Origin of the sequence: Halovulum dunhuangense, assembly GCF_013093415.1 — a bacterium.
GTDB lineage: Bacteria > Pseudomonadota > Alphaproteobacteria > Rhodobacterales > Rhodobacteraceae > Halovulum > Halovulum dunhuangense.
Genome location: NZ_JABFBC010000001.1, coordinates 417,905 through 443,661, shown reverse-complemented (window position 1 = coordinate 443,661; position 25,757 = coordinate 417,905). Strand labels below are relative to the sequence as shown.

Annotated in this window: 22 protein-coding genes; 7 read left to right on the top strand and 15 right to left on the bottom strand. The window is 69.9% G+C overall.

All coding sequences use genetic code 11. The features are described 5' to 3' along the window. The first annotated feature begins 35 nt into the window (after positions 1-35). Together pip and HMH01_RS02115 are read left to right on the top strand one after the other, a co-directional pair. Complete coding sequence (pip, locus tag HMH01_RS02120; RefSeq protein WP_171322013.1) at positions 36-1,046, top strand: prolyl aminopeptidase; 1,011 nt, start codon at positions 36-38, stop codon at positions 1,044-1,046. Between the two features lie 8 nt (positions 1,047-1,054). Continuing rightward, on the top strand, positions 1,055-1,714 hold the full coding sequence (locus HMH01_RS02115; RefSeq protein WP_171322012.1) for a thermonuclease family protein: 660 nt from the start codon (positions 1,055-1,057) through the stop codon (positions 1,712-1,714). Between the two features lie 9 nt (positions 1,715-1,723). Here the strand turns inward: HMH01_RS02115 and HMH01_RS02110 are convergent, their stop codons facing one another. From HMH01_RS02110 to ilvD, 3 genes are read right to left on the bottom strand one after another with little or no spacing between them, the layout of a single operon-like run. Continuing rightward, positions 1,724-3,742, bottom strand: coding sequence for an FAD-dependent oxidoreductase (locus tag HMH01_RS02110; RefSeq protein ID WP_171322010.1), 2,019 nt, complete (start codon positions 3,740-3,742; stop codon positions 1,724-1,726). Continuing rightward, positions 3,732-4,382, bottom strand: a complete 651-nt coding sequence (locus HMH01_RS02105; RefSeq protein ID WP_171322008.1) for a hypothetical protein — start codon at positions 4,380-4,382, stop codon at positions 3,732-3,734. Before HMH01_RS02105 ends, HMH01_RS02110 begins: the two co-directional genes overlap by 11 nt. Next, positions 4,363-6,096 (bottom strand): dihydroxy-acid dehydratase, encoded by a 1,734-nt coding sequence (ilvD, locus tag HMH01_RS02100; protein WP_171322006.1) that lies wholly within the window; start codon positions 6,094-6,096, stop codon positions 4,363-4,365. Before ilvD ends, HMH01_RS02105 begins: the two co-directional genes overlap by 20 nt. Before the next feature lie 128 nt (positions 6,097-6,224). Here ilvD and HMH01_RS02095 point away from each other — a divergent pair, with 128 nt between their 5' ends. Genes HMH01_RS02095 through HMH01_RS02085 form a run of 3 tightly spaced genes read left to right on the top strand, consistent with a single transcriptional unit; the run spans position 6,225 to position 9,412 of the window. Next, positions 6,225-7,154, top strand: coding sequence for a CPBP family intramembrane glutamic endopeptidase (locus HMH01_RS02095; protein WP_171322004.1), 930 nt, complete (start codon positions 6,225-6,227; stop codon positions 7,152-7,154). Positions 7,155-7,199: 45 nt separating this feature from the next. Further along, positions 7,200-8,147 carry an acetyl-CoA carboxylase, carboxyltransferase subunit beta gene (gene accD / locus HMH01_RS02090; protein WP_171322003.1) on the top strand — a complete coding sequence of 316 codons (948 nt, stop codon included), beginning with the start codon at positions 7,200-7,202 and terminating at the stop codon, positions 8,145-8,147. Further along, complete coding sequence (locus tag HMH01_RS02085) at positions 8,144-9,412, top strand: glutamate ligase domain-containing protein (RefSeq protein WP_171322001.1); 1,269 nt, start codon at positions 8,144-8,146, stop codon at positions 9,410-9,412. The genes accD and HMH01_RS02085 overlap by 4 nt, the downstream gene beginning before the upstream one ends. A gap of 70 nt (positions 9,413-9,482) precedes the next feature. Here HMH01_RS02085 and trxA read toward each other — a convergent pair whose 3' ends face one another. The 8 genes from trxA to regB all read right to left on the bottom strand — a co-directional run bounded on the left by trxA (position 9,483) and on the right by regB (position 21,349). Beyond that, positions 9,483-9,803 (bottom strand): thioredoxin, encoded by a 321-nt coding sequence (gene trxA / locus HMH01_RS02080; RefSeq protein ID WP_171321999.1) that lies wholly within the window; start codon positions 9,801-9,803, stop codon positions 9,483-9,485. Between the two features lie 67 nt (positions 9,804-9,870). After that, positions 9,871-13,218, bottom strand: coding sequence for a double-strand break repair helicase AddA (addA, locus tag HMH01_RS02075; RefSeq protein WP_171321997.1), 3,348 nt, complete (start codon positions 13,216-13,218; stop codon positions 9,871-9,873). Next, positions 13,215-16,169, bottom strand: coding sequence for a double-strand break repair protein AddB (gene addB / locus HMH01_RS02070; RefSeq protein WP_171321995.1), 2,955 nt, complete (start codon positions 16,167-16,169; stop codon positions 13,215-13,217). The genes addA and addB overlap by 4 nt, the downstream gene beginning before the upstream one ends. After that, positions 16,162-16,863, bottom strand: coding sequence for a nucleotidyltransferase family protein (locus HMH01_RS02065; RefSeq protein ID WP_171321993.1), 702 nt, complete (start codon positions 16,861-16,863; stop codon positions 16,162-16,164). Before HMH01_RS02065 ends, addB begins: the two co-directional genes overlap by 8 nt. After that, positions 16,860-17,876 (bottom strand): aminoglycoside phosphotransferase family protein, encoded by a 1,017-nt coding sequence (locus HMH01_RS02060; RefSeq protein WP_171321991.1) that lies wholly within the window; start codon positions 17,874-17,876, stop codon positions 16,860-16,862. Before HMH01_RS02060 ends, HMH01_RS02065 begins: the two co-directional genes overlap by 4 nt. Continuing rightward, complete coding sequence (gene tsaE, locus HMH01_RS02055) at positions 17,873-18,355, bottom strand: tRNA (adenosine(37)-N6)-threonylcarbamoyltransferase complex ATPase subunit type 1 TsaE (RefSeq protein WP_171321989.1); 483 nt, start codon at positions 18,353-18,355, stop codon at positions 17,873-17,875. Before tsaE ends, HMH01_RS02060 begins: the two co-directional genes overlap by 4 nt. 75 nt (positions 18,356-18,430) lie before the next feature. Beyond that, a complete protein-coding gene (locus tag HMH01_RS02050; RefSeq protein WP_171321987.1) occupies positions 18,431-19,846 on the bottom strand; it encodes a PAS domain-containing protein in 1,416 nt (471 codons plus the stop codon). 84 nt (positions 19,847-19,930) lie between these two features. Continuing rightward, positions 19,931-21,349 carry a sensor histidine kinase RegB gene (gene regB, locus HMH01_RS02045; RefSeq protein ID WP_171321985.1) on the bottom strand — a complete coding sequence of 473 codons (1,419 nt, stop codon included), beginning with the start codon at positions 21,347-21,349 and terminating at the stop codon, positions 19,931-19,933. A gap of 93 nt (positions 21,350-21,442) precedes the next feature. On the opposite strand from regB, the gene HMH01_RS02040 reads away from it, so the two are divergent. Continuing rightward, on the top strand, positions 21,443-22,060 hold the full coding sequence (locus HMH01_RS02040) for an SCO family protein (RefSeq protein WP_171321983.1): 618 nt from the start codon (positions 21,443-21,445) through the stop codon (positions 22,058-22,060). 9 nt (positions 22,061-22,069) lie between these two features. Here HMH01_RS02040 and HMH01_RS02035 read toward each other — a convergent pair whose 3' ends face one another. Then, complete coding sequence (locus tag HMH01_RS02035) at positions 22,070-22,831, bottom strand: SDR family oxidoreductase (protein WP_171321981.1); 762 nt, start codon at positions 22,829-22,831, stop codon at positions 22,070-22,072. Between the two features lie 143 nt (positions 22,832-22,974). Here HMH01_RS02035 and HMH01_RS02030 point away from each other — a divergent pair, with 143 nt between their 5' ends. Continuing rightward, the gene (locus tag HMH01_RS02030) at positions 22,975-23,769 is read left to right on the top strand and encodes a DUF4198 domain-containing protein (protein WP_171321979.1); all 795 of its coding nucleotides are present in this window, start codon (positions 22,975-22,977) and stop codon (positions 23,767-23,769) included. Positions 23,770-23,784: 15 nt separating this feature from the next. Here HMH01_RS02030 and HMH01_RS02025 read toward each other — a convergent pair whose 3' ends face one another. The 3 genes from HMH01_RS02025 to HMH01_RS02015 are packed head-to-tail and all read right to left on the bottom strand — an operon-like array spanning position 23,785 to position 25,749. Next, on the bottom strand, positions 23,785-24,663 hold the full coding sequence (locus HMH01_RS02025) for a metal ABC transporter substrate-binding protein (RefSeq protein ID WP_171321977.1): 879 nt from the start codon (positions 24,661-24,663) through the stop codon (positions 23,785-23,787). Further along, entirely contained in the window at positions 24,660-24,989 is a 330-nt protein-coding gene (locus tag HMH01_RS02020) for a hypothetical protein (RefSeq protein ID WP_171321975.1), read from the bottom strand. Before HMH01_RS02020 ends, HMH01_RS02025 begins: the two co-directional genes overlap by 4 nt. Position 24,990: 1 nt before the next feature. Continuing rightward, positions 24,991-25,749 (bottom strand): DUF4198 domain-containing protein, encoded by a 759-nt coding sequence (locus HMH01_RS02015; RefSeq protein WP_171321973.1) that lies wholly within the window; start codon positions 25,747-25,749, stop codon positions 24,991-24,993. Between the last annotated feature and the right edge of the window lie 8 nt (positions 25,750-25,757).

The following is a 25,757-nucleotide window of genomic DNA, read 5'->3' as shown; positions in this document are numbered from 1 at the left end:
GATTGTTTGTTCAACTCTTTCTAGCACGTCGGACCATGCCGGAAACCCATAGCACAGAAGACGCGGCACCAAGGCGCAACCTGTATCCGCCGCGGGAACCCTACCGCGCGCAGGTCATGGACATGCCGGGCGGCCATCGCATCTATCTCGAGGAATGCGGCATCCGCAACGGGCAGCCGGTCGTCGTTCTGCATGGCGGGCCGGGAGGCGGCTGTTCGCCGGGGATGCGCCGCTTCTTCGACCCCTCGCATTACCGCGCGGTGCTGTTCGACCAGCGCGGCTGCGGCCGGTCCAGCCCCAATGCCAGCGTCGAGAACAACACCACCTGGGACCTGGTCGCCGATATCGAGCGGATCCGCACCGCGCTGGGCATCGACAAATGGGTGGTGTTCGGCGGCTCGTGGGGGGCGACGCTTGCGCTGATCTATGCCCAGGCCCACCCCGAGCGGGTCGAGGCGCTGGTCCTGCGCGGCGTCTTTACCATGACCCGGTCCGAGCTTGACTGGTTCTACGGCGGCGGGGCGGGCGCATTCTGGCCCGACCAGTGGCGCGCCTTCGCGCACATGGTCCCGGCGGAGGAACGCGGCGACCTGATCGCGGCCTATAACAGACGGCTGTTCGGCCCCGACGAGTCCGAGCAGATCCGCTTTGCCCGCGCCTGGGCCGGGTGGGAAAGCGCGCTGGCGGTCCTGTCCTCGAACGGCGCGCGCGGCGTGCCCTCGGCCAGCTACGCGCGGGCCTTCGCGCGGCTGGAGAACCATTACTTCATCAATGGCGGCTTTCTGGAAAGCGACGGCCAGATCCACCGCGACATGCACCGCATCCGCCACATTCCCGGCTACATCGTGCAGGGCCGCTACGACATGGTCTGCCCGCCGGTGACTGCACAGCGCCTGCATGACAGCTGGCCCGGCTCGCGCCTGACCATGATCCCCGACGCGGGTCACGCGCTGTCCGAGCCGGGCATCTCGCAGGAACTGGTCGGCATCATGGACCGCATCCGCGACGAAACCCGGCTGCGCCGCCGGCGCGTGGAAGTCGGATGAGGGCTGGGATGCCGGGACCGGGTCGCCTGGCGCTGGCCGTGGTTGCGATCCTGCTGCTCTCTGCGATGGGGCCGGCCAAGCCACGCATCATCGACGGCGACACGCTGGAACTGGGCGACGAAAAGATCCGGCTGATGAACATGGACGCGCCCGAGATGGGGCAGGACTGCCTGTCGCGCACGGGCCGCGCGTTCAACTGCGGGGCCGAGGCGCGGGCCGCGCTGGAAAAGATCGTCGGCAACGGGGCCGTCACCTGCGATGCCGACGGGCGCGACGATTACGGGCGCATCCTTGCCCGCTGCCATGCGCAGGGCCGCGACATCGCGGCGGAACTGGTGCGGGCCGGCTACGGATTCGCCTTCACCCGCTATGGCGACGACTACGCCGCCGACCAGATCGAGGCCGAGAAGGAAGGCCGGGGCCTGTGGTCCGGTCAGTTCGTCTATCCCTGGGAGTTCCGGGCCGAGAAATGGGCCGTGGCTGATGCCGCGGCCCCCGACACCGATTGCCCGATCAAGGGCAACATCAATTCCAGGGGCGACCGCATCTACCACACGCCCTGGTCGCGGGACTATTCCCGCACCCGGATCGACACCGGCAGGGGAGAGCGCTGGTTCTGCGACGAGGCAGAGGCGCTTTCGGCAGGCTGGCGCGCCCCGCGCAACTGAGGCCGCAGGTCAGAGCCGGGCAGCCAGCCGCGCCGCCTGGTCGATGGCGCGCTTGGCGTCAAGCTCCTCCGCGCGGTCCGCGCCACCGATCAGATCGGCCTGCACCGCATCCGCCAGACCCCGCTCGGGTTCCTGGCCTGCGCAGATGACGACGGTATCGGCCGCGATCAGCTCCGACCGTTCATCGCGCCGGATCCAGACACCCTCGGGCGTGATGCGCTCGTAGCTGACACCGCCCAGCATCCGCACGCCACGGGCTGCAAGTTCCGCACGGTGGATCCATCCGGTGGTCCGGCCAAGGCCTCGCCCGGGACGGCCGGGGCTGCGGCTCATCAGGGTGATCTGGCGTGCCGCTGACCGCGGCGCCGCGGGGATCAGGCCCGCCGCCGCCTGCCAAGGCGGGGCCACGCCCCATTCCGCCCGCCAGCGCGGCAGGTCCAGCGCCGGATGCGTGCCCTCGGCATGGGCAAGGCGTGTCGCGACGTCGAAGCCGATCCCACCCGCGCCGATGATGGCGACACGGGCGCCGACCTGGTCCGGGGCGGCCAGCGCCTGCGCGTAGAGAAGGACCTGCGCCCCATCCTCCACCGGAATGCCCGGATCGCGCGGCCGCACGCCGGTGGCAAGGATCACCCGGTCGAACCCATGCAGCGCCGCCGCATCGGCCCTGTGGCCCAGGCGCAGCGTCACGCCGGACAGCGCAAGCTGCCGCTCGTACCAGGCGATCAGCCCGTCGAATTCTTCCTTGCCGGGCACGAGGCGCGCAAGCTGAAGCTGCCCGCCGATCCGGTCCGACGCCTCGAACAGGGTCACGCGATGGCCACGCCCGGCCGCTGTCAGCGCCGCCGACAGCCCGGCGGGCCCGGCACCCACCACCGCCAGCGAAAGGGGATGTTCGGCCGGCGTGTAAACCAGCTCTGTCTCGTGGCAGGCGCGGGGGTTCACCAGGCAGGAGGCGGGCCTCAAGGCGAAGGTATGGTCGAGGCAGGCCTGGTTGCAGGCGATGCAAGGCGCGATCTCGTCCGCGCGCCCGTCCCTGGCCTTGGCGACAAACTCGGCGTCGGCCAGGAAGGGCCGCGCCATCGACACGAGGTCCGCGCAGCCCTCGGCCAGAACCGCCTCGGCCACCTCGGGCGTGTTGATGCGGTTCGAGGCGATCACCTTCAGCCCCGTCTCGGCCCTTAGCCGCCCCGAGAGATCCGCAAAGGCGCGGCGCGGGACGGAGGTGGCGATGGTCGGCACGCGGGATTCGTGCCAGCCGATGCCGGAATTGATCACGTCGGCGCCGCCCGCGCCCACCGCCCGGGCCAGTGCCACGACCGACGCCCAGTCCGATCCGTCCGGGACAAGATCCGCCAGCGACAGGCGGAAGATGACCAGGAAATCCGGACCCACCGCCCGCCGAACCCGGTCCAGCACCGCCAGCGGGAACCGCATCCGGCGCAGGGCGTCGCCGCCCCAGTCATCGTCGCGGCGATTGGTGCGGGGGGCAAGGAACTGGTTCAGCAGGTAGCCCTCGGAGCCCATGACCTCCACCCCGTCGTAGCCCGCCTCGCGGGCCCGGGCGGCGGTGGTGGCGAAATCGGCGATCTGCTTCTCGATCCCCGCGGCATCCAGCGCCCGCGGCGTGTGCGGCGCGATCGGCGCGCGGATGGCCGAGGGCGCGACGCAATCCGCGCCATAGGCATAGCGCCCCGCATGCAGGATCTGCATGGCGATGCGCCCGCCGGCGTCGTGCACCCGGCCGGTCACCTGCCGATGGCGCGCGATGTCGTGCGGCGTGAAAAGCCCCGCCGCACCGGGAAACACCGCCCCCTCGGGGTTGGGCGCGATCCCGCCCGTCACGATCAGCCCGACACCGCCAAGGGCGCGCTCCTCGTAAAAGGCGGCCAGCCGCGCCCAGTCGCCGCCTTCTTCCAGATTGGTGTGCATCGACCCCATCACCACGCGGTTGGGCAGGGTCAGCGGCCCCAGCATGATCGGGGTGAAGAGATGCGGGTAAAGCGGGTGGGCGCCGTCAGCCGGCATCTGGCGCCGCCGGTTCAGCGGCGGGGGCAGGCGGTCTGGGGTTCGCAGCGGCGGTGTTCACCTCCAGCGCGCTGAGCAGGCTGAGCGCCGTGCCATCGGAAATCCGTGCATCCGAGAACGGCACCAGCGCGCCTGTCACCAGCCGCGGTCCGGCCGGGAAGAACACCCGCCAGTAATCCTCGTCCGCCCCGCCTGCGCGCGCCGGGCTGCTGTCGGCCAGCTTCAGGAACAGCGCGTTGTCGGTGCGCCGCCGGTCCAGCACCCGCACCGTGCCTGCATCCGCCGTGCGGCTGAGCCCGGCAAGCCCGGGCCCGGTCAGGAACGCCTCAAGCTGGTCCAGATCGCCGGGCAACCCGCCGGACGATATGCTGACGGTGATCACGCCGGGCAGGGCGCGGCCCGCCTCGGCAGAGGTGTCGAACAGGCTGCATTCGCCGATCAGCAGGTAGCCCCCGGCGCGGGCCACATCGGGGCTTTCGGGATCGATGCAGAGCCCCTCGGGCGCGACCACGGTCACGCGCGCGCCCTCGACCCGCAGCGAGGCCCGGTCGGGCCCCGTAACGCTGGCCGCGCAGCCCGAAAGCAGGGCCGCGGCGAAAACCGCGGCCCCGGTAAGTTTCCTACAGCTTGAAGTAGTCATGCTTGTCGGCCTTGCCGCCCGGATGGGTGACAGCGCCCAGGTGCGTCTCGCCCACGAGCTGGGCGTATTTCCACAGCGCCCCCGAAGCATAGATCGTGTCGCGCGGGCCTTTCCAGTCGGCCTTGCGCGCCTCGAGTTCCGCATCGGACAGCGCCACGGACAGCTCGCCCTTGATCGCGTCGATGGTGATCATGTCGCCGTTCTTCAGCAGCGCGATGGGGCCGCAATGGGCAGCCTCGGGGCCGACATGGCCGACGCAGAAGCCCCGCGTCGCGCCCGAGAAGCGGCCATCGGTGATCAGCGCCACCTTCTTGCCCATGCCCTGGCCGGACAGGGCGGCGGTGGTGGCCAGCATCTCGCGCATGCCGGGGCCGCCGGCGGGTCCCTCGTTGCGGATCACGATGACCTCGCCTTCCTCGTACTCGCGGTTCTGCACCGCCTCGAAGGCGTCTTCCTCGCATTCGAAGACGCGCGCCGGACCGGTGAAGACCTGGTTCTCGGCCGCCATGCCCGCCACCTTCACGATGGCGCCGTTGGGCGCAAGATTGCCCTTCAGGCCCACCACGCCGCCGGTCTTGGTGATCGGCGTCTCGATCGGATAGATCACGCGGCCGTCAGCCTCGCGGGTGATAAGGTCCAGCTCCTCGCCCATGGTCCGGCCCGACGCGGTGATGCAGTCCTCGTGGATCAGCCCTGCCTTGCGCAGCTCCTTCAGGACGACCGGCACGCCGCCCGACTCGTAAAGATCCTTGGCGACGTAATCGCCGCCCGGGCGCAGGTTCACGAAATAGGGCGTGTCGCGGAAGATGTCGCAGACATCAAACAGGTCGAAGTCGATCCCCGCCTCGTGCGCGATGGCCGGCAGGTGCAGGCCGGCATTGGTCGAGCCGCCGGTACAGGCCACGACACGCGCCGCGTTTTCCAGGCTCTTGCGGGTAACGATGTCGCGGGCGCGGATGTTCTTCTCGATCAGCGTCATCACCGACACGCCCGACGCCTCGCCATACTGGTCGCGGCTTTCGTAGGGGGCGGGCGCGCCAGACGAGTTCATCAGCGCAAGACCGATCGCCTCGGACACGCAGGCCATGGTGTTGGCGGTGTACTGCCCGCCGCAGGCGCCGGCGCTGGGGCAGGCCACACGCTCGAGGATATCGAGCTCGGCCGCGGTGATGTTGCCGGCGGCGAACTGGCCCACCGCCTCGAACACGTCCTGCACCACGACATCCTTGCCGTTCAGCCGGCCCGGCAGGATCGAGCCGCCATAGATGAACACCGACGGCACGTTCAGCCGCACCATCGCCATCATCATCCCCGGCAGCGACTTGTCGCAGCCCGCAAGGCCCACGATCGCGTCATAGCAGTGCCCGCGCATGGTCAGCTCGACCGTGTCCGCGATCGCATCGCGCGAGGCCAGCGACGAGCGCATCCCCTCGTGCCCCATCGCGATGCCGTCGGTCACGGTGATGGTGGTGAACTCGCGCGGCGTGCCACCGCCCTTCTTCACGCCCATCTTGACGGCCTGGGCCTGGCGGTTCAGCGCGATGTTGCAGGGGGCTGCCTCGTTCCAGCAGGTCGCCACGCCCACCCAGGGCTGATGGATCTCTTCCTCGGAGATCCCCATGGAGTAGAAATAGGACCGCTGCGGGGCGCGCGAGGGGCCCTCGGTGACATGGCGGCTGGGCAGTCTGGACTTGTCGAAACGGCTGGCGGTCATGATCCGCGCCTCCCCTGCGAGAATGAACCTGCGCCAGCCATAAGGGGGGCGGCAACAAATCTCAAGCGGCGGCCGGTTCACGGCGAATTTTCGTGCCGTCCCACGGGCTTGCTGCTAAGCGTCGGGCCATGAGCCCCGCGATCCAAGCCTATCTCGACCAGACCGCCCCGCTGGCAGGCCGCGCCACCCTCTGGCGCTGGCTGCTGACGGGGGCTTTCGTTGTTGCGGGGCAGACCGCCGCCACGGTGGCGATCTTCTACATCTTCGCGCAGGCATCGAGCCTGGCGACCGGCGCCCCCCTCGGCCAATCCCTTGCGCAGATAGCGGGCATGGGCAGCCCGCTGTCGCTGGTGGCGATCCTGCTGACCTTCTCGGGTTTCATCCTGGGGATCATGCTCGGGCTTCGGCTGCTGCATCGCAGCCGCCTCGGGCCGATCCTGTCGCGCAAGGGCGGCTTCGCCTGGCGGGAGTTCTTCCACGTCTCGGCGCTTTTTCTCGCCCTCGGGATCGGGGCGGTCGGGATTTCGCATGTCTTCCAGGACTACAACCGCAACCTCTCTCTCGGGGTCTGGCTGTTCTGGCTCGCCCCGGCGCTGGTCGCGACCTTTGTCCAGGTCTTCGCCGAGGAACTCGTGTTCCGCGGCTACCTGCAAAGCCAGCTTGCAGCGCGGTTCCGCAGCCCGCTGATCTGGATCGGGGGGCCGGCGGTGATCTTCGGCGCACTGCACCTGCCCAACGCCGCCGCCTTTGGCGCGAATGGCTGGCTGGTGCTGCTTGCCCCCATGCTGATCGGGGTGATCGCGGGCCATGTCACCGCCCGCACCGGTGGGATCGCAGCGGCGACGGGCATCCACTTCGCCAACAACTGCCTCGGCCTGCTGATCGTGGCGGTGCCGGGGCCCTTCGGCGCGCTGAGCCTGTGGCTGCACCCGATCGACCTGAGCGACATCGCGACGGTGCGGCCGATGATCCTGCTGAACATCGGGCTTATATTGGCGGCCTACGGCGTCTATCTGCTGCTGATCCGCCGCCGGGATGCGCGATTGCAACCCCGGTGAGAGGGCAGTAAACAGACGCCGACCAGCAGCAAGGGGCAGCCGGCCATGAACTGGATCTCGAACTACGTCCGCCCGAAGATAAACTCTCTCTTCTCGCGCCGCGAGGTGCCGGAGAACCTGTGGACGAAATGCGACGAGTGCGGGCAGATGCTGTTCCACCGGGAACTGTCGGACGCGCTGAACGTCTGCCCGAACTGCAACAACCACATGTACATCTCGCCGCGGCAGCGGTTCGCGAACCTGTTCGACGGCGGGATCTATGTGGACGTCCCGGTGCCCGAGCCGCTGGCCGATCCGCTGCATTTCCGCGACAAGAAGAAATACACCGACCGGCTGCGCGATGCCCGCAAGGACAGCGAGGGCCATGACGCCATGCTGGTGGCCGAGGGCGAACTGGGTCGGATGAAGACCGTGATCGCGGTGCAGGACTTCCGTTTCATGTCCGGCTCGATGGGCATGTATGTCGGCAACGCGATCATCGCCGCGGCCGAACGCGCGGTGAAGCTGAAATGCCCCCTCATCCTGTTCTCGGCCGCCGGCGGCGCCCGCATGCAGGAGGGGATCCTGTCGCTGATGCAGATGCCGCGCTCGACAGTGGCGGTGCAGATGCTCAAGGAGGCGGGGCTGCCCTATGTTGTCGTCCTGACCAACGCGACCACCGGCGGGGTGACCGCCAGCTACGCGATGCTTGGCGACGTGCAGATCGCCGAACCGAACGCCCTGATCTGCTTTGCCGGGCCGCGGGTGATCGAGCAGACCATACGCGAAACCCTGCCCGAGGGGTTCCAGCGGTCCGAGTACCTGCTGGAGCACGGCATGATCGACCGCGTGGTAAGCCGCAAGGACATGCGCTACGAATTGGGCCGCATCACGCACATGCTGATGAAGCAGCCGCCGATGGTGCATGGCGACCTGCCCGCCCCTGCCGCGGCGGAACTTCCTGCGCCGAAGCCGGAGCCGGCAAAGGCCGCGGACAAGGAAAAGACCAAGTGACGCTCGAGCCCAGCGACAGCCTGCTGTCGCGGCTGATGACGCTGCATCCCAAGGTGATCGACCTGTCCCTTGGCCGGATGGAACGCATCCTCACCGCGCTGGGCAACCCGGAGCGCAAGCTGCCGCCCTCGGTGCTGATCGCGGGGACAAACGGCAAGGGTTCCACCCAGGCCATGATCCGCGCCGGGCTGGAGGCGGAGGGGCTGAAGGTCCACGCCTACACCTCGCCGCACCTGGCGCGGTTTCACGAGCGGATCACCGTCGCGAGCGAGACCATCGGCGAGGATTTCCTGGCCGAGATGCTGGCCGAATGCGAGGCCGCGAATGGCGGTGCGCCGATCACCTATTTCGAGATCACGACCGCGGCGGCCTTTCTGGCCTATTCCCGCGTTCCCGCGGATTTCGCCGTGATCGAAGTGGGCCTTGGCGGCCGGCTTGATGCGACCAACGTCATTTCTCCGGATGTCTGCGTGATCACGCCCGTCTCGCGCGATCACGAGCAATACCTGGGCAACACCATCGCCGCCATCGCCGGCGAAAAGGCAGGCATCCTGCGCCCCGGCGTGCCGGCGGCGATAGCCCCCCAGGTGGCCGAGGCCGAGGAGGTGATCCTTGCCACCGCCGACCGGCTGGGCACGCCGCTGCGCGTCGGCAACCGCGACTGGCAGATCTGGGAAGAACATGGCCGCGCCGCTTATCAGGACGGGGACGGGCTGATCGACCTGCCGCTGCCGCGGCTGATCGGGGCGCACCAGGTGGTCAATGCGGGCACGGCGATCACCGCGCTGAAGCTGCTTGGCCGCGGCAATCCCGAGCGGGCGCTGACCGATGCGGTCTGGCCCGCGCGGTTGCAGCATCTGCGGCGCGGGCCGCTGGTGGACCTGGCGGGGCGGGCGGAACTGTGGCTCGATGGCGGGCACAACCCGGCCGCCGGGATCGCCCTGGCCGAGGCGGTGACGCGGCTGTCCCCGCGCCCGCTGCACCTGATCTGTGGCATGCTTTCCACCAAGGATGTCGAGGGCTATCTCCGGCCGCTGGCCGGCGTGGCGCAAAGCCTGCATGCCGTCAGCATCCCGGGCGAGACCGCCACCCTGCCCGCCGCCGCCACGGCCGCGGCCGCCGCGCGCGCAGGATTTTCCGAGGTCGTACGGGCCGAGGACGTGGCTAGCGCGATCCGCGCCATCACCGCAAGCGCCCCGGATGCGCGCATCCTGATCTGTGGCTCGCTCTACCTTGCGGGCGGCGTCCTGCGCGAGAACGGCTGAGGCGTCCATAAACGAAAAACCCCGGCGAAGGACCGCCGGGGTTCGTGTGTTCCAGCACTGACGGCGCGGATCAGACAGCGCCGTCGATCCAGCTTTGCAGGGCCGCCTTGGGCGCGGCGCCGACCTTGTTCGACACGACCTTGCCATCCTTGAACAGGAACAGCGCCGGAATGCCGCGCACGCCCAGCTGGCTCGGCGCGCCGGGGTTCTCGTCCACGTTCACCTTGGCGATCTTGACCTTGCCCTCGTAGAGCACGGACAGCTCTTCCAGCGCCGGGCCGATCTGCTTGCAGGGGCCGCACCATTCGGCCCAGAAATCCACCACGACGGGGATGTCGGAATTCACGACCTCGGCCTCGAAGGTGCCGTCGGTCACTTTCACTGTTGCCATTGCTGGCCTCCATATCTTGCGGCGATCATTCGCGTTGGCCACAACGTAAGTAGCGCGGAGAGGCGGGTCAATGCCCCCCGAGCGTTGCCAGTGCCGCATCCATCCGGGCCAGAGGCACCTCGATCAGGCGGCGCGCACGGGTCCAGAGCAGCGCGATGCGCACGGGCCTGCCCGGATAGATCTGGCCCAGCGCCGCCCGGTAAAGCGCCATCTGCACGGCATAGGCCTCGGGGATTTCATCCGCAGTCGTGGGCACGAAGGCGTCGGACTTGAAGTCGATGGCCCAGACCTCCTCTGCCCCAGGCAGCAGCCGGTCGATCTGGCCGCGCACGATACGCCCGCCCAACGCATCGACCCGCCCTGCCAGCGCGACCTCGCCCAGCCCGTGATCCGCAAAGATCCAGGCCAGCGCGGGATCGTCCACCAGCGCCGCCGCCTCTGCCAGAAGCGCCGCCGCCTCTTCGGGGGTCGCAGGCTCGTCCCCCTCGCAGAGCAGTCGCCGTGCCAGGGCGTCGCGCGTGGCCGGATCCCGCCCCGGCAGGTGTTCCAGCAGCAGGTGCAGCCGCGTGCCGCGCAGCATCGCCGCCTCCTGCGTCGCCTCGGACGCAGCCCGCACCGCGGCATCCTTGGCCGCCGCACCCTCGCGCGATGGCGCAAGCGCCAGTTCGGGGGCTGGCGGGGCTTCGGGCCTTTCCAGCACCCAGTCCGGCAAGGGCTGCCGCGCTGCCGGGGCCGCGTCGCGCGGCCGCTGCGCCGGAAGTTCGGGCCAGTCGCTCGACAGTACCTGCACACCGTCCGCCGCTTCCACCGGGCCCAGCGCCGCCATGGCATCGCGGATCGCGGCGTACCAGCTGGTTTCCGGATCGCCCTCCTTGTCGCCCGCACCGGCCACGATCAGCCAGCTTTCGGCGCGGGTCAGGGCAACGTAAAGCAGACGCCAGCGTTCCTCCTGCGCAAGGGCCGCCGCCTGTTCCTCGACCTGCGCCAGCGCGCGCGGCCGGTCGGCGGCGGTGCCGGCCAGCGCCACGGCCCTTGCCCCAAGCGGCCGCAGCATCGACCGGCCCCGGTTGCCACGCGGCGGCGCGGTGTCGGGCAGGATGACGATGGGCGCCTCGAGCCCCTTGGCGCCGTGAATGGTCATGACCCGCACCTCGCCCGAGGCCGGATCGAGCTGGCGCTTGATCTCGGGATCGGCCGAGGACAGCCAGTCGATGAAGCCGGTCAGGCTGGGCGGCTCGACCCGCTCGTAATCCAGCGCCAGCTGAAGGAAGGCCGCCACCGCCTCCTCTCCCTCGGCGCCCATCCGGGCACGGATGCGGGCGGCGGCGCCGTGACGGATCAGGACCCGCTCGAGCATCTCGTAGGGGCGCAGGAAATCGGCCTGCCGGCGCAGATCCCGCCAGACCGCGACGGCAAGCGGATGATCCTCGCCCGCCTGTTCCAGCGCCTCGGCCAGCGTTCCGCGGCGGTCCTTCGCAAGCCGGTAGAGCCCGGCCTCGGACACGCCCATCAGTGGCGAGCGCAGCGCCTCGGCCAGCGACAGGTCGTCGCCCTCGGTCGCCACCGCCTTGAGCAGCGACAACAGGTCCCGCACCGCCAGATGTGCCATCACCTTCAGCCGATCGGCGCCCGCCACGGGGATCCGGGCGTCCTTCAGCGCCTTCAGGATCGCATGGAACAGCGTGCCACGACTGCGCACCAGGATCAGCACGTCGCCGGCCGAGACCGGGCGCGCGGCCCCGCCCTTCAGCGGCAGCATCGCGCCGCGGTCCAGCATGTCGCGCAGCCGCGCGGCGATCCGGGCCGCCAGCACCTGCGGCGGATCGGACGGCAGCGGCCGGTCGATGGGCTGCCACCACTCGGCGTCGTCCGGGGCATCGTCGCGGGTCACGAAGGGCCAGAGTTCCACCCGGCCCGGCATGTCGCCGTGGAACGGGATGTGCCGCGTGCCGCCGCCACCCTCGGCCTGGCTGCGGCTTTCGAACACCTTGTCCACCAGCGCCAGCACCGGCGGGGCAGAGCGGAAACTGTGCAGCAGGTCGCATTCCTCGAGCGCCTGCGCCACGTCCGCAAGCTGGCCGCGGTAACGCGTCGCCTGTGCGCCGAAGGCGCGGGGATCGGCCCCCTGGAAGGAATAGATCGACTGCTTCTCGTCGCCGACGACGAACAGGGTGCGCGCCTCGTTCCTGGCCGACAGCCCGGCGAAGAACTCGGCCACCAGCGCGTCGATCACCCGCCATTGCTCGGGGCTGGTGTCCTGCGCCTCGTCCACCAGCACATGGTCGATCCCGCCGTCGAGCTTGTACTTGACCCATTCCGCCGCCTCGGCCCGCGACAGCAGCGCGTCGGCGCCCCGGATCAGGTCATCGAATTCCAGCACGCCAAGCTCAAGCTTTGCGGCCTCGTAGGCATCAAGGAAAACCCGCCCGAAGCGGATCAGCGCCCGCGCCTTGGCATGGGCAGCCACCGCCTTGCCGTGATCGAGATGCGCAAGCAGCCCCTCGGCGAGGGCGGCAAGCAGATCGCCCGTCTGCGGCAGGGCCGCCTCCACGGCCTTCGTGGCCTTCAGCTTGCGCGGCGCCCCGGTCGCGGTCAGGAACGCCGCCTGCATCTGCTCGATGGCGCCCGGCAGCCCATCGCGCTGCGCAATCAGTGCCAGGCAGCAGGTCTTTTCCACCTTGCCGCCCTTTTCGTCGAGCACGGAGATCAACGTGGCGAGCGTCGCTGCGTCCAGCACCGCCAACGGGTCTGGCGCGGGCCGGTCCAACCCGAAGACACGGCCCAGTTCGGCCCCATCGGGATCGAGGCCGAAGCGGTCGCGCAAGGACAGGATATCGGTCAGCAGCCCGTCCGGCTCTACGTCGGCGGCCAGCACATGCGGGGCCAGGTCGGCGAAACCGCTGGCCGGATCGTCGGCCAGCCGTTCGAGGATGCCCGCGCGCAACTGCGCGCCCTGCCGTTCCTCCAGCACCTCGAATTGCGGCGAGACGCCCGCCTCCAGCGGGAAGCGGCGCAAGAGCGCCTCGCAGAAGGAATGGATGGTCTGGATCTTCAGCCCGCCGGGCGTTTCGAGCGCGCGGGCGAACAGGGTGCGGGCGCGCGCCAGATGCGCGGCGGATATCGCCTGCGCCCCCTCGTCGAGCTTGCCAAGCTCCGTGCGCAGCGCGCCATCCTCCAGCATCGCCCATTCGCCCAGCCGGCGGAACAGGCGGTTCTGCATCTCTCCGGCGGCGGCCTTGGTGAAGGTCAGGCACAGGATGCGCTGGGGATCGGTGCCGCGCAGCAGCAGCCGCGCCACGCGGTCGGTCAGCACGCGGGTCTTGCCGGACCCGGCATTGGCCGCAACCCAGGTGGTCGCATCGGGACGGGCGGCGCGGACCTGCGCCTCGGTGGCGGCATCGCGGGGCTGGGTCATTCCAGCACCTCCGGTTCCACCGGATCGCCGTCCTGCCATTCGCCCAGCCGCGCAAGCTGGTCGTAATCGCCCGCGTCGGTGCGCTTCCTGATCCGCGCCCGCGCACGGAAGGGCTGGCCGCCCGCCTGATAGGCGGCGATCAGGCGGCGCAACCCGTCCCAGGTCTGCGCAAGGCTGTCCGCATCGCAATCGAGTTCCAGCAGCTTGCCCCCGGAGGAGGTGCCGATCAGCGTCAGCGCGGCGACGTGGCTGGCCTGCACGTCCGGAAAGCCGCCGTTCAGCGCCATCCACCCCTCAAGCGGCAGCTGCTTGTGGAACAGCCGCGCCTCTTCCTTGCCGGGCAGGCCGCCCTTGTAGTCATAGATGGCGACGGCCCCCGCGCCATCCGTGTCGATCCGGTCGGCCCGCGCGGTCAGCGTGAAGTCACACGGCACCCCGTCGAGGGTCAGGCTGCCCTGCGCCTCCATGCTGTGGGGCAGGGCGATCCTGCGGCGGTCGGCTTCGGTCTGAACGAACCAGGCCGCCAGCGCCTGCAACCGCGCGATCCAGATGCGGCGGGCGGCGGGCCAGGGCACGGTCGCCTCCAGCACCTCCTCGACGGTCTGGCGGAACAGCGCTTCGGCATCGGCGGGCAGGCCCTGCGCGGTGCGGGTGACGAATTTCTCCAGCACGGCATGGATGCGGATGCCGCGTTCCATGTGGTCGGGCACCCGCGCCAGCGGGTCCAGCTTGCGCAGCCGCAGGATGTGGCGCGCATAGACGGCATAGGGATCGCGCACCAGCCGTTCGATCGTGGTGACGGGAAGCTGCGCCGGGAACATCGAAGCGGGCACCACGGGCGCCGGCCTGCGCGCGCGGATCGACGGATCGCCGTCGTCCAGCCGCCTGGCGACGGCAAGCAGGTCATCGCCCCGCCTGCGCATTGCCTGCAACGCCGCCGCCCCCTCGGGCCCGAGCCCGGTCATCAGGTTCGTCAGCCGCAACAGCCAGCGGGCGGGCACGGTCGGCGCCTCGCCATCACGGATCGCGCGCGACAGGATCACCTGCGGGCCGCCTATCGCCTGCTGGAAGTCATGCGCCGAAAGGCCGATCTGCCGTTCCGGCTGGGGCATGCCCGCCGCGGCGCGCATGGTCCGCGACAGCCACGGATCCGGGCGCGGCAGACGCGGCCAGGTGCCTTCGTTCAGGCCACCCAGGATGATCAGGTCGGCGCTTTGCGTCCGCGCCTCGAGCGTTCCCCAGATCGCCACGCGGGGATCCGGCAGATAGGCGGGTTCGGGCACGTCCACCCCCGCCATGGCGGACCGCAGAAGCGCGCGGTATTCGGCGACGGGCATCTCGCCGGCCGCCTCGGCATGGGCGGTCAGCTGGTCGGCCAGCAGCCGCGCCGCCTGTCCCGGCCTTTCCTCCCAGAGCGTACCGCTGCCCATCTGCCCCGGCCCCGCGGCCAGTTTCTCGGCCAGCGCCAGATGCGCCGTCAGGAACGCGCCCAGCGGCTGGGCGCCCTTCAGCGGCGCGGGGTGGCAGGCGGCCAGCCATGCCGCCCAGTCGGCGAAGCCCGGGGGTGCGCCCGCATGCCCGGCCCATTCCGCGATCCGACCCGGATGCGCCACCGGCCCCCCGTCGGACCGGAACCGCCGTTCTAGAAAGCCGGTGCAGTGCATGTGCCGCCCGCGCGCGCCTTCGGTGCTGGCAGTCAGCGGGTGCTTGAGTAGGGCGATCAGCGTGACCGGGTCCACGGGTCCGGACAGCAGGGCCGCGCTCAGCCGCAGGAACCCGCCGGGCGGGGTAAGGTCCAGCGGCCGGCCTGCGCTGTCATCGGGTTCGATCCCCCAACGGTCGAGCATGGCGCGCACCTGCCGCGCCAGCGTACGGTCCGGGGTGACAAGCGCCGCGCGCTGCCCCTGCGCCAGCACGCGGCGCAGCGCAAGCGCGATCGCCCCGGCCTCTTCGCGCGGGTCGCGCGCCTCCATCAGGGTCAGGCCCTCGGTCGCCGCGTCAAGCGACGGCACCAGCGCAGGCCCGTCGCGCAGCCACTGGTCGGTGACCGGCGCAGGCCGCATCGCCAGCGAGACGAGAGCGTTGCGCGCCGTGCTTGGTGGGGCGCCCCCGCTCCAGTTCTCGACCGCACCTGGCGCGATGCCAAGGCCCGCGGAGAACCGCGCAAGCCCGGCCTGCGGGTGGTCGGCAGCGGCGTCGCCCTCGGCCAGTTCCGCCCAGACTTCGGCAGGCAATTCCGCATCCAGACCCGGCAGCACCACGGCGCCCTGCGGCAGCGCCGCCACCGCAGCCATGAAACGCGCCGTCGCGCCGCGCGAACCGGTAGAGCCCGCCACGATCACCGGATGCACGGGCGGCGCGTCGATCCAGGCCGCGGCACGCCGCGCCATCGCCAGCGCCAGCCGCCGGTCCGGATCGGCGGCATCGCCCTCGGGTGCCTCCAGCACCGGGCGGATCAGGGTCAGGAAGCGCAGGCTGCGCTGCCAGTGACCGGCATCCTCCGGCGCATCGAGCGTGGCGAGACGCTGGAACGAGACGCCCTCGATCTGCATCTCGGCCAGGATCGTGGCCAGCCCGTCCGCCATCGCATAGGCAGAGGCGCGGGCCCCTGCCTCGGGCACCTCGGCCAGCAGGGCGCGGACCAACCGGGCCAGTTCAAGCCGGCGCCGGATGGGCGGCAGCAGCGGCGGCAGGGCGGGGTCGTCGCGCACCATGTCCGACAGCACGCGGATCCGGGGCGGGAACCAGACGCCGCGATCCTCGGCCAGCGCCAGAAGCCGTCGGCGGGCGCGGGCGGTGTTCACCACCACCTCGATCCGCGCGACGGCCTCGGGCGACCAATCCGCGATACGGGCATCCAGGCCCGCCAGAAGCTCGGCCCCGAAATCGACGCCGGGCGGCAGGCCGAAGACGCGGGGGCCGTCGGCGGCGGGGAAAAGCCGCTCAGCCATCGGCCAGCATCGCCTCGGCAAGCGGGATCGAGCCGGGCTGGCCCACATCACACCAGCGCCCGGTCCAGACCGTCGCCCGCAGGCGTCCCTGCGCCAGCATCGCATCCCACAGCCGGTTCAGCGAGAACACCGGCTCCGGCACCGCCAGCGCCGCGGCAGGATCGATCAGTTGCAGCCCGGTATAGACGAAAGGCGCTTCCGGCGCGTCACCGCGCCGAACCGGGCGGCCAGATTGGTCCAGCGCGAAATCCCCCGCGCCGGGATGCCCCACCGCGTTGGCCCGGGGCACCAGCAGCAGCCGCGCGCCGCCCGGCCCGGGCACCCCGCCCGAGACGAGCGCGCCGAAGGGGTCCGGCCCCTGCCATACCACATCGGCGTTCATCGTGAACACCGGACCCAGGCCCAGAAGCGGCGCCGCCCGTTTCAGCCCGCCGCCGGTTTCCAGCAACTCCGTCTCGGGCGAGAGCGTTATGGAAAGCCGGGTTTCGCGGGACAGATGCGCCTCAAGCGGGGCGGGCAGGTAATGGGTGTTGACGACCGCCCGGCGCAGCCCGGCCGCCACCGCCATGTCGAGCGCGTGCTCGATCAACGGCCTTCCCGCCACCGGGATCATCGGCTTCGGCCGGTCCTGCGTCAGCGTCCGCATCCGGGTGCCGCGCCCCGCGGCGAATATCATCACCGTGTCCGGGGTCATGGCCGCGCCCCGCGCAGACGGGCGATCAGGTCGGATTCGGGCGGTGGCACATGGGCGCCCACCCAGTCGCGCAGCGCGGCAAGGGACGGATGCGACAGGTCACGTTCCAGATGCGCCCAGACACGCGGCATGAGCGCCAGATAGGCGGGCTTTCCGTCGCGCAGCCAGAGCCGGGCAAAGATGCCCATGATCTTCAGGTTCCGCTGCGCGCCATGAACCGCATACGCCTGGGCCAGGACCGCCTGGTCCATGCCGGTGGCGGCCGCGTAGCCGCTGAGCATGGCGGCCCGCAGGTCCGCGGAAGTGTCGCGGCGCGCATCCTCGAGCAGCGAGACGATGTCATAGGCCGGATGCCCCGCCAGCGCATCCTGGTAGTCGAGCAGGCCGATCCGCGCATGGCCCTTGCGGTCGGGCAGCCAGATCAGGTTCTCGGCATGGTAGTCGCGCAGCACGCAGACGGTCGGGGCCGGTGGCAGGTCCGACAGCGCCCGGGTCAGCCGCCCCAGATAGTCCTCGGTCAACCCCGGCGTGACCGTGTGGCCGGTCGCGGCCGGAAGATACCAGTCCGTCAGCAGCGCGGCTTCGCGCCGGCAGGTGGCAAGGTCATAGGGCGCCAGCCCATCCGCCGCCTCGTGGCTTGCATGCAGGGCCACCAGCAGGTCGATGGCGGCGGCATAGAGTTCGGTCTCTTCCGCCTCGGCGCGGGCGAGCACGCGGGCAAAAAGAGCGTCGCCCAGATCCTCGAGCAGAAGAAAGCCCCGCGTCTCGTCTGCGTCCAGCACCTCGGGTGCGGATAGTCCCAGGGCGCGCAGCCGCGCGGTCACGTCGAGAAAGGGGCGCACATCCTCTCCCTTTTCCGGGGGCGCGTCCATCAGCACCGCGCGGCCCAGGCGGGGATGGCTGATCCGCTCGTAGCGGCGGTTCGAGGCGTCGCCCGCCAGCGGCGCGCGGCTCGCCCCCTTGAACGGACCGGCGGCCAGGAAGTCGGCGATGGCTTCGTCGCGCATGCTCATGCTGCCCGCAGGGCGTCCAGCGCCGCCTCCCATCCGGGGCCGTGCGCGGTGACGGTCAGGCGCCGCAGGTCGGGCCCCTCGGCCAGCGGCGCGAACGCCAGCGAAAGGTGCCGCTCGGGGGTTGCCGGGCCCAGAAGGTCAGGCCATTCCACAAGCACCACCGCCTCGGCGAAGGCCTGCTCGAGCCCCAGTTCGATCACCTCGTCCGGATCGGACAGCCGGTAGAGATCGGCGTGCCAGACCGGAACGTCGCCGACCGCATATTCCTGCACCAGCGTGTAGCTGGGCGAGGGCACCTCCTCGGGCGTCTGGCCGGCTGCCGCCTGCATGGCCCGGATCGTCGCGCGCGCGAACGCGGTCTTGCCGGCACCGACGGGCCCGGACAGCAGCACCGTGTCGCCACGACGCAGCACGGGCGCCAGCCGGGTGGCCAGCGCGGCGGTTTCCGCCTCGGATCCCAGTGTCAGGGACTTGCCCAATGGATGCGCCTCTTTCCTGCCCTCCCGCCCTTTCTGGCGGGGCACAGGCGCCGTTGCAAGCCCGGGCGCGCGCCCTCAGGAGGCGCGCGACAGGGTGGCGCGCGCAGTGACCGGGCTGGCGGCGCTCTCGGCGGCGGAAACGGACGACAGGCAGAGCAGGGTGGATCCGTCTGGCAAGGCGCTGGCGCGCATCAGGTAGCCGCCGGTGCGGGTGGGCAGGACACTGTCCCAGCGATCCGGGCGACCGGGATCGAGGGCGAAGGAGCGGCATTCCTCCCATGCGGGAGCCGGACCCAGATGCGCCTCGGCGCGTTCGAGAACTGCCCCGATCGGACTGCCGGCAAGGTCGGCCAGCCCGCCGTGACCCGTCAGGTCGCAGAAGGCGGGATTGGCCAGCACCAGCCGCCCCGACGGGCCGAAGATCGCCACCGCCTCGGACAGCCTGTCGAGCGTTGTCTGGCCCTGCTCCATCTCTCGGCGGTAGCGCCGCTCGAGCGCGACATCGCGCGAGATGTCCTCGAACACGAAGGCCGCCGCGCCGTCGGGATGCGGCCGAACGGTCAGGCGCAGGGTATGACCCGACGGCAGGCTCCAGTCCTCGGTGTGGGGGGTGCCGGTCACGCTGGAGGTGGCGGCGATCAGCTTGTCGCGCCACTCGGTGAAACTGGCTGGCTCGGGGATCATGCGCCGGTCGCGCAGCGCGGCAAGAAACTCGCGAAGGCTGGGCCGGGCGGCGAGCCCCGCGGCATCCAGCCCGAAAATCTCGGCAAGGGCGGGGTTGAACAGGCTCAGCCGCCGCTCCCGGTCGAAGATGGCAAGTCCCTCGCCCAGATGGGCGAAGGTATCGGCCAGCGTGGCCAGAAGCCCTTGCAGGGCCTGTTCGCTGGCGACGCGGGCCTGGATGTTCTCGAGATAAAGCAACCGCGCGCCACCCGGCAGGGGCACCGAGGTGATCGCATGCCAGCCCAGCGCCGCACCGTCAGGATTGCGCAGCAGCAATTGCCCGTCGGAGCCGGGGAAGGCAGCACCCAGAAGCGGCGCCGCCGCGGCGTTGGACCAGCGCACGTTGCCGCCCGCGTCGAGTTCGATCATCGCGACGGGGCAACGCTCCGCACGCAGCCTGACCGTCGCGAAAGAGGCAAGTTCCTCCAGACGGGCATGGAGCACGCCTTCTCCGGGGGTGGCGTGCCGCAGGCTGAGAAGCGCGCATAGCCCCGAGACCTGCCCCTCGAGCGCAAGCAGATCGCCGGCGGCCATCCGGACGTGGGCGTGAAACCCTTCGCCCCGTTCCATCAGCGCACCGAGAAGCGGCTTCACCTCGGGCCCGAACAGGGTGGCCAGCGCGGTCCAGTGACATCCCACCGACAGCTCGATCCCTTCGGGTGGCCGGCCGCGGACGCCACGCAACGTCTCGCCGCGAAAGGTCAGCACGCAGGCTGCACCATCGCGCGGGCGCGCCCGGCGCCACAGCAGACCGACAAGGCTCGTCATGGCAGTCATGTCCTTACCACGTCCCAAAAGATCGCAGGAAGGATGCGCCGCAGCAGGTTAATCAGCGGTTAACCGCCGTTCCCCTCAACCCGTCGCGACCGGGCGGTTCTCGCCCAGGGCGCCGCGCACGTCCTCGCGCCGGACCTCGATGTCCTTGCGCTCCCAGACCACCTCGACAATGGCGCCCGAGGCGCGGCGTTCTTCGGGGTCGGGCTGTGCGCCCGATGCCGGGATTCCGTTGGCAAAGGTCAGCTTCGCGCCGGTCCGCTCCAGCAGGGTCTTGGCGATGAAAAGCCCCAGCCCCATGCCGGCATAGTCGGGGCGCTGCGCCTCGTCCAGCATTCGCCCGGCACCGCGCCGGCGCAGAAAGGGATCGCCGATCCGGCCAAGCAGATCCTGCGGATAGCCCAGACCGTCATCGCCCACCCACAGCATCAGCCGCTCGTCGGTCCAGTCGATGTCGATCCAGACCGTGCTGGTCGCGAAATCGACCGCGTTCTGGACAAGGTTGCGGACGCCGTGGATGACCTCCGACCGGCGCGGGATCTCTGGCTGGTCCTGCGCGGCCTCGGCGCCGATGGCACCGCGCACACGCAGGATCACCCGCTTGCCGCGCGCCATGTGCGGCTCTGCCGCCTCTTCGACGACGGCGGCTACGGGCGCGTGCCGCAGCAGAAGATCGTCCTTTCCGGTCCGGCCCATCGAGGAGAGGATCGACCGACACCGCCTCGCCTGCTCGCGGATCAGCTCGATATCCTCGCGCAGCTCGGGCCGGTCCTCCAGCTCGTCGGCCAACTCGGACGATACCAGCATGATCGTGGCAAGCGGCGTTCCAAGCTCGTGCGCCGCCGCCGCCACCACGCCGCCCAGCGCCGTGAGCTTCTGCTCCCGCTCGAGCGCGAGCTGCGTGGCGGTCAGCGCCTCGGACATGTTGTAGGTCTCGGTCGAGACGAGGCGCGCATAGACGCCAAGGAACACCACCGCGATCGACAGCGCGGCCCAGCTGCCGGTGATCAGCAGGCGCGGGGTTTCCAGCGCCTGTCCGTCGGACTGGACAAGCGGCATGTAGAACACCGACAGCACGCCGATCACACCAAGGCTGACCAGCCCCAGGAACAGCGTCGCGTTCAGCGTCAGCACCGTTGCCGAGATGATCGTCTGCGCAAGTATCAGCGCGGCGAAGGGGTTGTTGAGCCCGCCCGTCAGGTACAGCAGCGCCGCCAGCTGGCCCAGGTCGAACAGCATGGTCAGCATCGCGTCGCGCTGGGTCAGGCGCTTGTTTTCCGGGTGGATCAGCGTCGCCCCGATGTTGAACGCCGCCGATGCGCCGATCAGGACCGCGATCAGATCCAGCCGCAGCCGGATGTCCAGGTACTGGGACGCGATGATGACCGCCACGCTCTGCCCCAGGACCGCCAGCCATCGCAGGTAGATCAGCGTGCGCAGCCGGACCGAGCTGGCCCTTGGCCTGGGGTTCGCGAGAAAGGCGGGGGTAAGCGTCATGGGCGGAAAGCTACTCCATCAGGGCGGCGCGACGATATGGGCATTTGCGACGCGGGCACCGAAGGACCATATCGGCGCCGAGGAGATTGCACCATGACCCGAACCTATGCCCTGATCGCCGCCGGAGCCGTCGCAGCCCTTCTGGGGGGAACGGCCGGCTTCATCCTGCTGAGCGACCGCGCCGACCGGTTCGCGGGCTGCGGCGGCGGGCAGGTTGCCGGCGGCGGCGACCTGATCGGCGGCCCGTTCACCCTGATGCGCGAGGACGGCGTCGAGGTATCCGAGGCAGAGGTGATCGACGACCTGACGCTGGTCTATTTCGGCTACACCTTCTGCCCTGATGTCTGCCCGCTGGACCTGACCCGCAACGCCGAGGCGGTTGACCTGCTGGAACAGCGCGGCGTGATGATCGACCCGGTATTCATCACCGTGGATCCCGAACGCGACACGCCCGAGGTCATGGCAAGCTTCACCGACTACCTGCATCCGCGCATGGTCGGCCTGAGCGGGACGCGCGAACAGGTCGAGGCCGCAAAGTCCGCCTATCGCGTCTATGCTTCAGGGCCGGGCGAGGGGGACAACTACCTCGTCGACCACACGAACCTGAGTTACCTGATGCACCCCGAGGAAGGCTTCCTGGGCTTCTTCCGCGGCGACCTGCCGGCCGCGCAGCTGGCCGACAGCGTGCAGTGCTTCGCCGAACGGCTGTAGGCTGGCGCGTCAGCCCACCAGCCCGACACGCTTGCGGATCTCGGGATCGCGCAGGCTGACATCGGTACCGGCGTACTCGGCCGCGTCGGGGCCACAAAGCCACAGGATCGCCTTGGCGGGCCACTCGGCGGGAATGTGCACCGAAGGGTCGAGCTGGCTGACCGGATTGATGCCCGAGGCGCGGATCCGGACCTGCATCTCGGTCGCCACGGTGCCGGGCGAAAGGCCCACGACCCGGATGCTTGCCGGGCTTTCGCGGTCGGCGCAGCGGGTCAGCATCGCGGCGGCGGCCTTGGCGGCGCAATAATGGCTCCAGCCTTCCAGCGGGCTGGTGGCCGCGCCCGAGGAAAGGTTGACGATCACGCCCCCGCCCTGGCGCTGCATCACGGGCAGCGCCGCGCGCAGCCCGTGATAGGTGCCCTTGAAGTTGATGTCCGCGGCATGGCCCCAGGCAGCGGGATCGGATTTCGCCAGCGGACCGATCGGCTCGATCACGCCGGCGTTGTTGACCAGAACGTCCAGTGCGCCGAACTCGGACCGAGCCCGCGCGACGAGCGCGGCCACGTCGTCCCATTTCGCGACATCGGCCGACTGTGCGACGGCCACGCCGCCCGCCTTGCGGATTTCCCCGGCAATGGTGTCGATCGCCTCGGCGCTGCGGGCCGACAGGACCACCCGCGCGCCCGCCCGCGCGAAGGCGCGGGCCGTTGCGGCGCCGATTCCGCGGCTGGCGCCGGTTACGATGACGGATTTGCCGGTAATGTGTTCCATGCGCCTGTGGTCCCGTTTGCCTGTTGTGGTGGACGGCTTCGGGCTCAGGGATACATGCCCGACATGGCCGCGGGCAACCGGCGATTGCAGCACGCGGACCAAGCTGAAAGAATGTGAAGACACGACCGCAGGAAGGATCCCCCATGCGCCTTGCCATTCTCGCCCTTGCCCTTGTGCTGCCCACGCTGCCGGTGGCGGCACATGAGTTCTGGTTCGAGCCCGAGGACTACACCATCGCGCCGGACGGGCAGATCCGCGCCCGGGCCATCAACGGCGAGAACTTCTTCGGGATCGAGTACGGCTATTCCGAGCAGGGCTACCGCCAGTCCGGGATCTTTGCGGGCGACACCCGTGCCGCCGTGACTGGCACGCTGGGCATGAAGCCCGCGATCCAGGCGGCGCCTTTGGCCGAAGGGCTGAACGTGGTCTATCACGCGTCGGGCGCTGCGACGCTCAGCTACCCTACCCTGGCGAAGTTCAAGATCTTTCTCGAAGGCAAGCGTCTGGAGGCGACGCTGGAAGAGCATGCCGCCAAGGGTTTTCCCAAGGAGGATATCCGCGAGGTCTATTTCCGCTTCGTCAAGACGCTGGTCGGCGTCGGCTCCGGCGCGGGATCGGACAGGGCGGTGGGCATGTCCTACGAGCTGGTGGCGCTGACCAATCCCTACACCGACAATGGCGACATGCGCTTCCGGCTGCTGTTCCGCGGCGCGCCGGAAGCCGGCGCGCCGGTTTTCGTCTTCCACAAGGTCGGTACCGAGGTGGAGGAGCTGAAGCTGCGCACAGACGCGAACGGAGAAGTGAGCGTTCCCCGTCAGCCCGGCGCCTTCATGGTCAACGCGGTCCACATCTCCGAACCCGACACGCGCATCCGTGAAGTTACCCGTGCCCACTGGCAGACGCTGTGGGCGGCGCTGACCTACGAAATCGGCGGCTAAGCCGGTCGGGCCGGGTCACTGCCCGGCCAGCGCCGACTCCAGACTGTCGAGATTGCCTTGCATCCGGGCGATGAAGCCCTGGGTCGCTGCAGTGCCCGGGTCGATCACCGCGAAAGGCACGCCGCGCCCTGACAGCGCGACGGCCGCGGCGTCGGATGGGGCTTCCTGCCACAGAAACAGCGGCGCCGTCGCGGTGGCCAATTGCGCATCCAGCGCGGCCCATTCCGCGTCTGTCGCGGCATTGCCAGCGTCCCAGCCAAGCGTCACCAGCCCGATGCCATAGGCCCGGTCGAAATACTCGAGCCCCGGCACGGCGGCGAACACGGTCCGCCCCTCGAGCTGCGCGCCCAGCGACGCCGCGCGCTGGTCGAGCGCGTCGAGTTCCGCGATCAGCGCAGCCGCATTCGCGGCGATCGCGTCGGCCTCACCGGGCAGCACGCGGTTCAGGCCCTGCGCGGTTGCCTCGACCTGCGCCTTCGCCTGGCCGAAATCGAGCCAGGTCTGCGGCGCGGTCCCGGTGTGGGAATGCTCGCCCTCGGCGCCGTGGGAATGGGTGACGCCGGTCTGGATCTCGATCAGCGCGCCCTCGAACGCGGCGGATGTGACGATGGTGCGCGCGCGCGGCAGAGACACCTTCGCCGTCCATTGCGCAAAGCCCGCGCCATTCAGAAGGATCAGGTCGGCGGACTGGATCGTGCTGATGTCAGCGATCGCGGGCCGCCAGAACATCGGATCGACGCCCTCGGGCACCGGATACACCACTTCGGCGGCATCCCCGGCAAGCGTCGCCGCCCAGTCGGCAAGCGGGCCGCTGACCGCGGCGATACGCGGTCCGTCGGCCTGCGCCGGCCCCGACAGGGCAAGAAGGGCGATGGTCAGCGCGATGCGTTTCATTGACGGACTCCCAGGTCGGCGGGCGACAGGATCCAGTAGTCGTCGTGCCCCTCGTCGGTTCGCACCTCGACGGTGACGCCCTGCCCGGCCCCCGCCGGTATGGCGAAACGCGTCTCGCCATCATCATCGAGCGGCAGTACCGCCAGCTCGGCCGCGGCGGCGTCGATCACCCGGATCTCGCCCAGCTTCGCGGGGTTTCCGTTGGAGAACTTCGCCTCCACCACGATCTCCCCGCCCTCGACATGGGCATAGACGACCAGCCGATGAGCGGTCGCAGGCAGGGCGAGGGCAAGCATCAGCGGCAGCGAGAGCAGCAGGCGGCGCATGTCAGTCGTCCCATTCCTCGAACTTGACCCAGATGACGGCGCCCAGCTCGACGGGCTTTTCCACGCCATCCCGCGCCAGCGTGTAATCCGCCTCGCTGAGCGCGGCAAAGCCCCACCAGCCGTCATCCGGCACCGCGTAAGTAAAGACCCCGTTCGCATCGGCCTTTATGGTCTGGGTGATCATCAGGTCGGACGGGGCAGGCACGTTGTCGGTGTTCCACTTCTCGATCTCGACCTCGGCATAGGGCACCGGCTGGCCGTCGCGGTGGACGATCCCCTGGAAGACGTTGCCCTCCCACAGGCCCAGGGGCTTGCTCAGCGGAATGATCTCTGTCGGAAGACCCAGTTCCGCATCCCAGCCCTCGTCATCGCCGAAGGCCGCGACATAGGTCTTGGTGTAGTGGATGATGTAGGAGTCCTCGGCCGGTTCCCAGTAGGGCTGCGGGCTCATCGCGATGGCATAGGCGCCGGGGCGGCCCAACTCGATCGTGGCGGTATAGGCCGCCTCGCCGAAGACCTGGGTCGGCGAAAGGCTGGCGGTGATGTCGGTGGTCTCGCCCCCGCTGTGGACCACGACGCTTTCGGGTCGCGCCAGTTCCATGCCGTACTGCTCGAACGGGTGCAGGAAGGCGAAGGTCACGTCGATGCTACGGCCATCCTCCTGCTCGACCATGGACGCAGGCGGCAGGATCAAGCCGAAATGGGCAAGCGCCGGCGCGGGCAGAAGGGCGGCAGTCAGCAGGAGAAGGCGTTTTGTCATGAGTAATC